The organism is Oleiharenicola lentus (assembly GCF_051660365.1).
GTDB lineage: Bacteria > Verrucomicrobiota > Verrucomicrobiia > Opitutales > Opitutaceae > Lacunisphaera > Lacunisphaera lenta_A.
Map to the genome: position 1 here is coordinate 2,192,415 of NZ_JBOZXB010000001.1, position 12,655 is coordinate 2,205,069.

8 protein-coding genes are annotated in these 12,655 nt (G+C 59.5%); 1 reads left to right on the forward strand and 7 read right to left on the reverse strand.

Features of this window, described 5'->3' with window-relative positions:
- Positions 1-139 precede the first annotated feature (139 nt).
- The 7 genes from malQ to ACRRQW_RS08245 form a co-directional block, all read right to left on the reverse strand.
- Positions 140-1,729, reverse strand: coding sequence for a 4-alpha-glucanotransferase (gene malQ / locus ACRRQW_RS08215; protein ID WP_438480797.1), 1,590 nt, complete (start codon positions 1,727-1,729; stop codon positions 140-142).
- A 51-nt stretch (positions 1,730-1,780) separates the two neighbouring features.
- On the reverse strand, positions 1,781-3,508 hold the full coding sequence (gene ggt / locus ACRRQW_RS08220; RefSeq protein ID WP_438480798.1) for a gamma-glutamyltransferase: 1,728 nt from the start codon (positions 3,506-3,508) through the stop codon (positions 1,781-1,783).
- A gap of 99 nt (positions 3,509-3,607) precedes the next feature.
- Complete coding sequence (locus tag ACRRQW_RS08225; RefSeq protein ID WP_438480799.1) at positions 3,608-4,129, reverse strand: DUF3016 domain-containing protein; 522 nt, start codon at positions 4,127-4,129, stop codon at positions 3,608-3,610.
- Between the two features lie 72 nt (positions 4,130-4,201).
- Positions 4,202-5,200 carry a DUF3667 domain-containing protein gene (locus tag ACRRQW_RS08230; protein ID WP_438480800.1) on the reverse strand — a complete coding sequence of 333 codons (999 nt, stop codon included), beginning with the start codon at positions 5,198-5,200 and terminating at the stop codon, positions 4,202-4,204.
- Between the two features lie 70 nt (positions 5,201-5,270).
- Positions 5,271-7,961, reverse strand: a complete 2,691-nt coding sequence (locus ACRRQW_RS08235; RefSeq protein WP_438480801.1) for a PAS domain S-box protein — start codon at positions 7,959-7,961, stop codon at positions 5,271-5,273.
- 16 nt (positions 7,962-7,977) lie between these two features.
- Positions 7,978-8,430, reverse strand: a complete 453-nt coding sequence (locus ACRRQW_RS08240; RefSeq protein WP_438480802.1) for a response regulator — start codon at positions 8,428-8,430, stop codon at positions 7,978-7,980.
- A gap of 2 nt (positions 8,431-8,432) precedes the next feature.
- On the reverse strand, positions 8,433-9,821 hold the full coding sequence (locus ACRRQW_RS08245) for a sensor histidine kinase (protein ID WP_438480803.1): 1,389 nt from the start codon (positions 9,819-9,821) through the stop codon (positions 8,433-8,435).
- A gap of 272 nt (positions 9,822-10,093) precedes the next feature.
- Between ACRRQW_RS08245 and ACRRQW_RS08250 the strand changes: the two genes are divergently transcribed.
- Positions 10,094-12,589, forward strand: a complete 2,496-nt coding sequence (locus tag ACRRQW_RS08250) for a glycoside hydrolase family 3 N-terminal domain-containing protein (protein WP_438480804.1) — start codon at positions 10,094-10,096, stop codon at positions 12,587-12,589.
- Positions 12,590-12,655 lie beyond the last annotated feature (66 nt).

Below are 12,655 nucleotides of genomic sequence, written 5' to 3' on the forward strand. Positions count from 1 at the left end.
CTTTCTTGGCTGCTTTTTTAGCAGGAGCTTTTTTGGCCATGCCAAAGCTTCATAGAAATTTTGCGCGCTTGCACTAAAAATTTTCTGTTATGCGAAAAAAAGTTTTGACGTCATTTCGCGCGATTTTTTCGCGCGCACATCACCGCGCGCACAGTTGCGCGAGCTCGCGCAAATATTTCGGCGCACTCGCGGAAATTTTTTCGAGCGCGTCCGCGCGATAGCGCCACTGCCAGTTTCCCTCGGGCACGGCGGGTGTGTTGAAGCGCGCGGAGGAATCAAGGGAGAGAATATCCTGGAGCGAAACGATCGCGAGGCGCGACACACTCGCATACGCGGCGCGAATGAAATCCCACGCGACATCGTTGCCGGAGACGCGCAGGTAGCGACGCACGTAATCTTTTTCGACTTCGGTCGCGGCGTTGCGATACCAACCCTGCGTCGTGTCGTTGTCGTGAGTCCCTGGATAAATCACGGAATTCTGCGTCGCGTTGTGCGGGAGGTAGCTGTTGCCCGCATCGCTCGCCCACGCGAATTGCAGCACGAGCATGCCGGGTAAGCCGGTCGCGCGCAGGAGTTCGTTAACTGATTCCGTGAGGATGCCGAGATCCTCGGCGATAATGCGCGCGGTCGGGAACGCCGCTTTGAACGCACGGAAAAGATCGATGCCTGGTCCGGGCGTCCACGCGCCGACGCGTGCAGTCGTCGCAGGCGAGGGAATGCGCCAATACTCGTCGAAGCCACGGAAGTGATCGATGCGCACGATGTCGCACATCTCGAAGGTCGAACTCATGCGTGCGATCCACCACTTGTAGCCTTCGGCTTGGTGGGCCGCCCAATCGTAGAGCGGATTGCCCCAGAGTTGGCCGTCGGCGGAGAAATAATCGGGCGGCACGCCCGCGACCGCGAGCGGCAGCAGGGTTTTCGGATCGAGTTCGAAAAGTTGTGGATTGGACCATGCATCAGCGGAGTCACCCGCGACGAAGATCGGCAGATCGCCGATGATTTCGATGCCGTGTTCACGCGCGGCGCCGCGCACCTGCGCCCATTGCCCGAAGAAAAGATACTGGCCGAACTGATATGCGGCGATGGCGTCGGCGAGTTGTTTGATCAGCGGGGATGTTTGTGCGCGCTTGAAATCGCGCACCTCCGCCGGCCATTCCCACCACGCGGCGTTGTTAAGATGATCCTTGAGCGCGCGATAATAGGCATACGCGTCGAGCCAGTGCGCGTGGCGTTGGCAGAACTCCGCGAAGTCACCGTAAGGCAGGGTAATTTTTGTTTGTTTGAATTTTGCGTAAGCGTTCGCGAGCAGGCGCGGTTTGAGGTGATAGAGCGCGTTGTAGTCCACGTGATCCACCGGGAGCACGGCGAACGCATCCATGGCTGATTTTTCCACCAGGCCCGCGTGGACCAGCGGCCACAGATCGATGAGGTAAGGATTTCCCGCGAACGCGGAGAAGCATTGGTAAGGCGAATCGCCGTAACCGGTCGGCCCGAGCGGGCAGACTTGCCAATATTTCATGCCGGACGCTTTTAAGAATTCGAGAAACACCACGACGTTGCCGTCGAACACCCCGCAGCCTTGGTTGCTCGGCAGGCAGGTGGGATGGAGCAGCACGCCCGCGCCACGCGTTTTCAACCAGTTGAAAAGCGGGAGTGTCTCGCTGGATTTGTCGGCCGCGACGGGGGTCGCGGCAGTTTTGAAGACGGTTTTTTTCTGCGTGGGCATGAGTATTTGCGACAACGGACGAAGAAGAGAGTGCGCTGAAGCGCGAAGTTTTTAGTATCCGGCGGCGTGGCCGTCTTTGCGGGATTCGCTGGCGCCGATGTAGGTGTTGTTTTTCTCGTCGCGCGCGATCGCTTGATAACCGCCGAAGCTGCCGTTGCCGATCGTGATTTTGTGGCCGCGCTGCATGAGAGCGCGGATGCTTTCGTAGGGCACGCCGGTTTCGACTTCGACGTAGCCGCCGTCGGTCATCTTTGGATTATCGTAGTCGCTCGAACCTTCGTGCTGCCAGCGCGCAGCGTCGCCTGCTTCCTGGAAGTTCATGCCCCAGTCGATGAGGTTGCAGATGATCTGGACGTGGCCTTGTGGTTGCATCGCGCCGCCCATGAGGCCGAACGAGAGCCACGGTTTTCCGTCTTTCATCACGAATGCGGGGATGATCGTCTGGAACGGACGTTTGCCCGGCGCGTAGTCGTTGGCGTGGCCGGGTTGGAGCGTGAACATCTCGCCGCGATTTTGAAACGTGAAGCCGAGGCCGGGCACAGAGATGCCGCTGCCCATGCCGCGATAATTGCTTTGGATGAGCGACACCATGTTGCCGTCCTGGTCGGCGACGGTGAGGTAGATGGTGTCGCCTTGCTGCATCGCGGGATTGCCGGCGTCGTAACTGCGGCCGGCGCGTTTCAGATCGATGAGTTTGCGGCGTTCCGCGGCGTATGTTTTCGAGAGCAGGCCTTGCAGCGGGATTTTCGAAAACTCGGGGTCGGCGTAGAATTTCGCACGGTCTTCGAAGGCGAGTTTCTTGGCTTCGATCATCACATGCAGCGCTTCGGGCGAATTGTAGCCCATCGATTTCAGGTCGTAGCCTTCGAGGATGTTCAACATCTGGAGCGCGGCGATGCCTTGGGAGTTTGGCGGCAATTCATAGACGTCGTAGCCGCGATAATTCACCGAGGCGGGCTCGACCCAGGTCGACGTGTGTTTTTCAAGATCGGCTTTGCGCAGGTAGCCGCCGTTGGCGCGCATGAAGGCGTCGATCTTGTCCGCGATCGGGCCTTTGTAATAAGCGTCGCGCCCACCGTCGGCGATGAGCGTGAGCGTGTCGGCGAGCGCCGGGTTTTTGAAAATCTCGCCTTTCTTCGGCGCGGCACCGTTCGGCGCGTAAACTTGGAGGAATGCGCCGGGAAATTTATCCGCCTGCGCGTTGCGCACGCCCGCGCTCCAGCCGTAAGCGATGTATTCGGTGACGGGAAAGCCTTCACGCGCGTAGCGAATCGCGGGCCCGAGGATATCTTTCATCGGGAGTTTGCCGAACTTGCCGTGCAACTCGAACCAACCGTCCACTGCACCCGGCGTGCTAATCGGCAGGAAGCCGCGCATCGGCAGCGATTCCGGGCGGTTAATTTTTTTCAACTCGGCCATGAGTTGTTCGCGCGAAAGACCGAGCGGCGAACGGCCGGAGGCGTTGAGGCCGTAAAGTTTTTTCGTCTTCGCGTCGTAAACGATGGCGAAGAGATCGCCGCCGATCCCGTTTCCGGTGGGCTCCATGAGGCCGATGGCGGCGTTGGCGGCGATGGCCGCGTCGACGGCGGTGCCGCCCGCTTTGAGCACATCGAGCGCGATCTGCGACGCGAGCGGATGGCTGGTGGCGGCCATGCCGTGTTGCGCGATGACTTCGGAACGGGTGGCAAACGCGCGGCCATTGACACGGTCAGGTTGCGCGGAGAGCGAAACAGCCAGCGCGAGCGCGGCGACAAGTATCGACAGGCGGGAAAAACTCATGGCGCAACTTAGCTGGCCGCACGCCAACGCACGACAAAGAAAAAGCGGAGACTCCGCTTGGGAATCTCCGCCGGGAAAACGAACGAGCGGCGCAGCCGTTTACTTGAATTCGTTGCGCAGCCAGTCGGTGAGGAGCTGTTTGTCGTAGAAGAACGGTTCGCTCTGGCTGCGCGGGTTGATGGCATCAGCTTGGAAATTCAAGTTGGAGAGCGTGCGATTGCCTTCCTTGACCACCGCGCCGCTGGCGTCGGTGAGCTTGAACTTGATGACTTGGCGCGGGCTGAAGATCGGACGGATCACGCGGATGTCTTGGCCGGCGGCGCGCATGTTGGGCGGGATATCGCCGGCGAGGTCGATGTCGTTAAATGTCACCGAAAGTTTCTGGCCGGCTTTTAAGTAGGCCGGAGCCACTTGCTTCAAGTGATCGCTGAGCGAACTGAGCACGTAGTCGCTGGTGCTACCGCCGAGGTTATCGGCAGCGTCGGTGAATTTATCGGGCTGCTCAAAATTTACCGTGATGTCGCCGGCGACGACGCCGTTGTCTACTTTGGGCGTGGATTGGCAGCCGGCAAAAAACAGGCCGGCCGCGAGCAAGGAAACGAGGGTATAACGAGTATTCATTGGTTGGACGGGGTTCGACAGGGAAACACTAGACAGGTTGCGTGAATCCGCCAGCGGGATCTCCGCCGGCCGTCACAGCAGCGCGAAATAAGCCGCGGCCACGGCGATGAATCCCGCGACCAACGTGAACCAGTAAGCGCCGGCGAGCAGACACGTCTTGAAGAATGTCTTCTTCCAGGAATTTCCAAACAGCGTGCGCAGCATCACGATCGGATAGATGGCGATCCACAAGTGGCCGGAGAACGCGATGATGGCCGCCAGCACCGTCCAGCCGGGTAATTCGGCGAGCGCGGTCCACCCCCGCGTGAAAAGCATCCACAGGTAAATGAAGGTGTGAAAATGCAGCGCGATCACCAGGTGCTGAAGGTAAACCAGGCCGGATTTCCGCCACAGGATTCGCGTGAGCAGCGCGAAAAGCGGCATGCAAAACAACATTACCTTGGGAATCGAGTGCAGCACCGCGTGCGCAAACTCCGGCTGATGTTCGTAAGCGTTTTGCCCGCGCTCTTCCAGCCAGCGGACGAATTCCGATTTTTCTTCACTGGTCTTGGCCGCCTCGTCGCTGGCGGCTTTGGGCGTGTAGGCGATGGCTTCGCGTTTCGAGGTGGAGACGATTTTTGATCTTCGTTCGCTGAGTTCTTCGCGCGGGCTTTTGCCCTGCGGTTTGAGTTCAGCCGATTTTTCCCCGGCAAATATTACGACGAAAAATACAAACGCCGTGAACACGTAGAGTCGGAACGGCGGCATCTGCGCGGCGCGTTTGCCGGTGTTGAATTCGGCCGAAAGACGACCGGGCCGGAAAAGCAGGGTGTAAATATTGCGGAACAGCTTCGTGTCGAAATGCAGGAAATTTTCCAGTGCCTCGAGAAAGACATGCCAGAACGAGCGGTGGAAATCGAAGTCGTGTTGCCCGCACTGGTGGCAATAACTCCCTTGCAGCGGCGTCGCGCAGTTCAGGCAGTGCGAGTTCGCTGGCGCGTGGTGCGCGCCGGATTCTCCCACGACGTGGGCCGCCGTGGCGTCGGCAATGACAGCGTCTTTCGCAAGGGCATCAGGCAAATTAGAGTCCATGGACACGCCCGATAAGAGCAGCTTCCGTGCAAAAGAAAAGCCGGGTCGAACTGCGCCGGTTTGAGGCGCGCTACTTCGCCTGCGGATTTCCGTGCAAGAGTGCGCTCACGTGTTGCAACAATGCTTCGGCGGAAAACGGCTTGGCGAGGAATCCGGAGAACGGCGGCGCGGAGGCGGTGCTTTTACGATCAGCCGCGGCGGTGAGGCCGCTGATGATGAGCACTTTTACGTCGGGTTTGAGCCGTTGGAGCGATCGCGAGACGGCCACGCCGCCGGGCTTGGGCATGTTGAGATCGCAGATGACGAGGCGCACTTCGTCAGCGCGCGGCACGAAAAGCGCGACGGCTTCCGTGCCGTTGGCGGCGGCAAGCACGCGGTAGCCTTGGCGCGCGAGGGTCGCTTGAGTGACTTCGCGGTTCGTCTGTTCGTCGTCGACGAGGAGGATGAGTTCGCCATTGCCGCGCGTCACAAACGGCGTCGAGGAAGCGCGCTCCAGTTCTTCGTCGGACACGTCGACGGCGGGCAGATAAACCCGGAATTTCGTGCCGTGGTCGACTTTGGTTTCGAGTTCGATGAAACCGTGATGCGTTTGCACAATGCCGCGCACCGTGGAAAGGCCGAGGCCCGTGCCTTTGCCTTCGCCCTTGGTGGTGAAAAATGGTTCCCACATGCGGGCGAGTGTTTCCGGTGGGATGCCGGTGCCGGTGTCGGAAACTTCGATGACCACAAACGCGCCGGGGCGTCCCCCGACGATGGCGGTGGCGGTGTTGTCATCGAGGCGCACGTTGGCGGTGCGGAGGCGCAACGTGCCTCCGGTGGGCATGGCGTCGCGCGCGTTCACGCAGAGGTTGAGCAGCACTTGGTGAATCTGTGTGGGATTTGCGACGATCGACCACGTGTCGACGGCGAAATCGAGGTCGAGCTTGATGAGCTTTGGGAACGTTTCTTCGACGACATCGATGATATCGCGGACGAGGTGTTTGAGCGGCGTCGGGCGCGGTTCTCCCGCCGTGCCGTGGGCGAACGCGAGGATTTGCCGCACGAGACCTGCGCCGCGCTCGGCGCTACGCTCGAGCGTTTGCAGCAGGCGCAAATCCATCGGATCGGTCGTGTGGCGACGAAGCATCGGTGCGGCCATCAGGATTGGCGTGAGGATATTATTGATGTCGTGCGCGATGCCGGCGGCGAGCATGCCGATGCTTTCGAGGCGTTGGACGCGGAGAAGTTGATCCTGGAGCGCGTTCTTTTCGGTCACGTCGGTGACGATGTGGAAATACGCCTTCGGGTTGCCGCTCGCATCGCGAATGAGCGTGCTGTGCATTTCCAGCGTGAGGGGGTGGCCGGCTTTGGTGAAAGCACGCACTTCGCCTTCCCAATTTCCGGCCGTTTCAGTGTCGCGGGCCACTTTGCTGAATTGCGGAGAGGCAAACATGCCGAAAATTTCGGCGATGGTTTTGCCGCACGCTTCGTTTACAGACCAACCCATGAGGCGCGCCGCGCCTTCGTTCCAAAAGCTGATCCGGTTGCGGGCATCGGCCACGACGATGGCGTCGCGCGCTTTGTTCAGGAGGTCAGCTTGCTCACGAATGCGCGCTTCGGAGGCTTTGCGCGCAGTGATGTCCTGCATCGAGCCGAGCATGCGATGCGCGCGCCCGTTTGCGTCGCGCAAAATAAAACCGCGGTCGAGCACTTCGGCGTAGGAACCGTCGGCCCGTTTGAAACGATATTCCTCCGTCCACGTCTCCCGGCCTTCGGCGATCGCGTGGTGAATGCTGTCCTGTGCGCGTTGTAGATCTTCGGGATGGATGTAGCTCGTCCACGAACTGATATCGGTCGCCACCGTCGTGCGCGAACGCCCGAAGACGATTTCGTAGCCTTCGTTCCACCACAGTTGATTGGTGACGAGATTCCAGTCCCAGATCACGTCGTTGGTCGCACGGGCCACGAGTTCGAAACGCTCGTTGCTAGCGCGCAACGTGGTTTCATTTCGTTTTAATTCCGCCTCGGACGCTTTAACGGAGGAGATGTCGCGGACGACGGTGGAAATATGCGAAAGCGCCCGCGTGGCGTCGTGATGCGCGATGATGACTTGTGAGACGGGTATGATGCGTCCGTCGCGCGCGCAGATTTCCGTTTCTCCACTCCAAACGCCTTCGCGGATCGCGGTGGGGATCGCTTCGTCGGTCAGGCGCCGGCTGGCTTCAATCGTGTAGAAACTTGCGAGCTGATACGACTCAGGCGCTTCCCCGGGCATCATCCCGATCAGGCGGCGACCGGAGTCGTTGAGATAAATCAATGTGCCGTCCGTCAGCGCCATCGCCACCAAGTCGGGCGTGTTATCGAGGATGGAAACGATGCGGCGCTGCGCTTGCTCCGCGAGTTTGCGGGCGCGGCGTTCACCGCTCTCGCGCAAAGCCCGGCGGACCGCGGTCGTGAGCCGCTTCATGCGATCTTTTAAAACATAATCGGCCGCCCCGTCGCGGATGGCGTCGAGTGCGCGATCTTCGCCGATGGTGCCGGAAAGAAACACAAAAGGGGTTTCAGGAGTTTGGGCGCGCGCGATTTTTAAGGCGTCGAGACCGGTGAACGACACGAGCGTGAAATCGGAAAGGATGAGATCGTGGTCGCCGCGTTTCAGCTCCTCCAGGTATTCCGCCTGACTGGCGACCGCGTTAATCACGCAGTCACTCCACTCCTCGCGCAGCAGCTCGCGCACGAGTTGCACGTCGCCGGGGTCGTCTTCGAGGTGGAGGATCTTCATGTGTGCAAAAACCCCATCACTGGCCCGGAGGCGGTTCGTTGAGCAGCGCCCAGAAGACGCCGAGTTGTTTTACGGCGGGGAGAAAATCTTCGAAGCGCACGGGTTTTACGACGTAGGCGTTCGTGCCCTGAGCATAGCCGCGCACGAGATCTTGTTCCTCTTTTGAACTGGTGAGGATGACGACGGGCAGGGCCCGAAGTTTGGCATCGGCGCGGATTTCCTTAAGCACCGCGTGGCCATCGACGCGCGGCATTTTCAAGTCGAGTAACACCACCGCGGGATCAGGCGTGGTGCGGCCACTGTGCGTGCCGCGCCGGAAAAGAAAATCGAGTGCTTCGACGCCGTCGCTGGCGATAATGACCTCGTTCGCGATGCCGGATTCTTCAAGGGCGGAGCGGGTGAGTTCGATGTCGTTCGCGCTGTCGTCGACGAGCAGGATGGGACGGATGGTTTTGGCGGACGTTTTCATGGTCAGGCGACGGCGTGGTGGTGATGTGGCAGGGAAAAATAAAAGGTCGCGCCTTCACCGGGGCGGCTTTCGGCCCACGTGCGACCGGCGTGCCGGGCAATGATGCGACGCACCAAAGCGAGCCCGATGCCCGTGCCCTCGAACTCATCGGCGGAATGTAACCGCGAAAACACCCCAAAAAGCTTGTCGCCGTATTTCATGTCGAACCCCACGCCGTTGTCGCGAATGGAGAAGATGTCTTCGTTGAGTTTTTCGTCGAAGCGATGAGCGACCTCGATGACGGGCGCGGCGGCTTTGCGGCTGTATTTAACCGCGTTGTCGAGGAGGTTGAACCACACCTGGCGCAGCATGGCGTTGTCGGCCTCGACCGGAGGGAGTGAAGCGATTTTCCACTCGGGCGCGGGCTCGCCGGTTTTTAGATCGCTGATCACGCGGGCGACGAGATCGGTTTGGTTGACGGGCGTCGCTTTGAGCGTGCTGCGGCCCATGCGTGAGAAAGCCAGCAAGTCGTCGATGAGTTGCCCCATGCGCACGGCGGCCTGGCTGATCGTGCTGAGGTAGTGCCGGCCTTGCTGATCGAGCGCGGCCGCGTGTTTCTTTTCCAACAAGCTCGCAAACCCGGTGACGTGGCGCAGCGGTGCGCGCAGATCGTGCGAGATGGAGTAGGAAAACGCTTCGAGTTCCTGATTGGAAATTTGCAGGCGCTCGTTGTTGGCCTGGAGCTCGGTGTTCAACTGCTTGACCTGTTGATCGAGCAGCGCGCGCCGGGCGAAATCACGGCGCACCATCCAGCCCGCGGTCGCCACGAGCACGCAGGCGAACACGATAAAGATGATGGTGATGGTCAGCGTGGCACGGGAAAGCGCCGTGGTTTCGGCTGAACGAATTTTAAGCAGGGCGAATTCGGTGGCCTGCATTTCGTGGATCACGTTTCGGATCGTCGCCATCAGCTGATCGCCGTGGGCTAGTCGGGCCGAGTCGATCGCGCCGAGACCACGTGCGCGCCGGTCGGCGATGAGCGTGCTCATGAGCTCGCCGATTTGACGTCCATGATCGAGCAACTGGGTAAGCCGCGCCATTTGCTGGGGATTGTCGCCGACATTGGCGCGCAGCGTTTCGGCAATTTTCGCCGCGTTGACGCGACCCGCTTGATACGGTGCGAGAAAATGTTCTTCGCCAGTGAGCAGAAACCCGCGAGTAGCGGTCTGCATGTTCAGCAACTCTGCGAGGCCGGACTCGAGTTGATAAAGCACTTCATGGGTGTGTTCGACCCACGCTGCCGTTTCCCGGTAGCGGGTTGCACTCCACCACGCAGAAATGCCGGTTAACAATAATACTGTGAATGCAATGGCGAAACCGACAGAGATCTTTCGTTCTAGTGAAAGTCGCACGAGAAATTGCTCCTGATTACTTGGGGTGTTTGCTGACGTTTCTGGAGGCTCGTGAATCCGATTTTAATGCGTTTACATAAAATTACATTTTTAACGAGTGACTGAAAAAGGCTTAGGCACTTCGTGCGTTCGGCAACCTCCAAAGGCCGCTCGGAGTGTAAACGGTTAATAAAATTCTTACGGGGCGAAATCTTTCGCAAATGAACTGAATTGTGCCGCGTTCGCATCACCTGCATTCCGACTAAGTTTTCTCAGACCTCAAAAATTTCCTCATGAGTAGTTACCCTGATATGGTGTCCTGTGTTGTGCGTCGCGGCGTGTTCGCTTTAGCCGCGTTTTCATGCGCGCTGGCGCTCGAGGTCAATGCCGCTGCCGATTCGCAAGAGTTTCTCACGGCGCGACCTGCCGCAAAAATTTATCACGAAGGCTGGATCGATTTGAACAAGAATGGCGTTAAGGATACCTACGAAGATCCCTCGCTCGACGTCGAAAAACGCCTCGACGATCTCCTCGCGCGCATGACGCCCGAAGAGAAGACCGCCCAGATGGTCACGCTCTACGGTTTCCCGCGCGTCGTGAAAGACGAGTTGCCCACCGCTGAATGGAAAAACGCCTTTTGGAAAGACGGCATCGGCAACATCGACGAACACGGCAACGGCAACGTCGGGTTCGAAGGCAAACTCGAGATGCCGAAGAACGCGTTTCCGTGGACGAATCACGGGCGACTCATCAACGAGGTGCAGCGCTTCTTCATCGAAGACACGCGCCTCGGCGTCCCGGCGGATTTTTCCAACGAAGGCATCCGCGGCCTACTCCACGTCAAAGCCACCAGTTTCCCCGCGCAGATCGCCGTCGCTTCCACGTGGAATAAAGATCTCGTGCGCAAAATTGGCCAGATCACCGGCCGCGAAGCGCGGGCGCTCGGCTACACCAATGTTTACTCGCCAATCCTCGATCTCGCGCGCGACCCGCGTTGGGGCCGCACAGTCGAGACGTATGGCGAAGATCCATTTCTCATCAGCACGCTCGGCGTCGAGCAGGTGAAAGGCATTCAAGAAAGCCGCGTCATTTCCACGCTGAAACATTTTGCGGTGTATTCGATTCCGAAAGGCGGGCGCGACGGCCACGCGCGCACCGATCCGCAAGCGACTTGGCGCGAAGTGCAAACGATGTTCCTCGAACCGTTCCGCCGCGCGGTGAAAGAAGGTGGCGCGCTCGGCGTCATGGCGTCGTATAACGATTACGACGGCGTGCCCGTCGAAGCCAGCAGCCTGTTTCTCACGGAGATTTTGCGCAAGGAATGGGGTTTCAAGGGCTACATCGTTTCCGATTCCGACGCCGTGGAATACATCCACACGAAACACCGCGTCGCACCCACGCCGCTCGAAGCCGCCGTCATGGCTCACGAAGCGGGGCTGAATGTGCGCACGAATTTCACGCGTCCAGAAAAACACGGCGAACTGCTTCGCGAAGCTTTGAAAACGGGCCGCTTGAAAATGGAAGTCGTCGACGCCCGCGTGCGCGAATTGCTGCGCATGAAATTCTGGCTCGGCCTCTTCGATCAACCCTACGTCGCCGATCCCGCCGCCGTTGAAAAAATCGTGCGCGCGCCCGACGCGATGGTCGCGTCTGCCCGCGCGGCGCGCGAGTCGATCGTCTTGATGAAAAATGAAAACGCCGCGTTGCCGCTCACGAAAACGTTGAAACGCGTGCTCGTCGCCGGCCCGCTCGCCGACAATGCGCGCGCGTGGTGGTCGCGTTACGGCCCGCAACAACTCGAGTTCGTCACGCCGCTCGCTGGCATTCGCAAAAAACTCGGCGCGTCGGTCGATGTGCGTTTCGTCGAAGGCTGCAGCATCGTGGATAAAAATTTCCCTGAGAGTGATGTTTTCAAGGAAGCCACGCCGCCCGAGGTGCGCGCGGGTATCGAGGCCGCCGTCGCCGCGGCGAAAGACGTCGATGTCATCATCGCCGTGCTCGGCGAAAACGAAGGCATTTCGCAGGAATCGCACAGCCGCGTGAGCCTCAACTTGCCCGGCCATCAGGAGGAGTTGCTCCGCGCACTGCACGCCACCGGCAAGCCCGTCGTGCTCGTGTTGAGCAACGGTCGCCCGCTTAGCGTGAACTGGGCGGCGAAACACGTGCCTGCGATCGTCGAACTCTGGTTTCCCGGCGAAGCCGCCGGCGATGCGCTCGCGGATATTCTCTTCGGCGACGAAAACCCGTCCGGAAAACTTTCGATTACGTTCCCGAAATCCGCCGGCCAGTTGCCCTTTAACTTTCCTGCGAAACCTGCGTCGCAAGCCAAAGACCTCGGTATGGTCGAAGGCCCGCTCTTCGCGTTCGGCCACGGTTTGAGTTACACGCAGTTTAATTATGGCGCGCTAAAAATTTCTCCCGAACGCGCCGGCACTGACGCGACGATCACCGTTTCTGCTGACATCACCAACACCGGCAAACATGCCGGCACAGAAGTCGTGCAACTCTACGTGCGCGACGACTACAGCAGTGTGACCACTTACGATCAATCGCTGCGCGGCTTCGAGCGCCTCGCACTCGCGCCCGGTGAAACGAAAACCGTCACCTTCACGCTCAAGCCCGAACACCTCGCACTCTACGACCGCGCGAATCAATGGACCGTCGAGCCCGGCCGTTTCACGGTGATGATCGGGGCATCCTCCGCTGACATTCGGCTCAAGGGAAACTTCACTCTCACTGCGTCCGACGGCACCGCGCCGAAAGAAGACCCCGTGCCGGTGAAGTGGTGATTTTCTTAAGCACGCATGACGACGCTCGCGTATATAAGAAAGCGATCTCTGCAGTGCTGGCCTAAT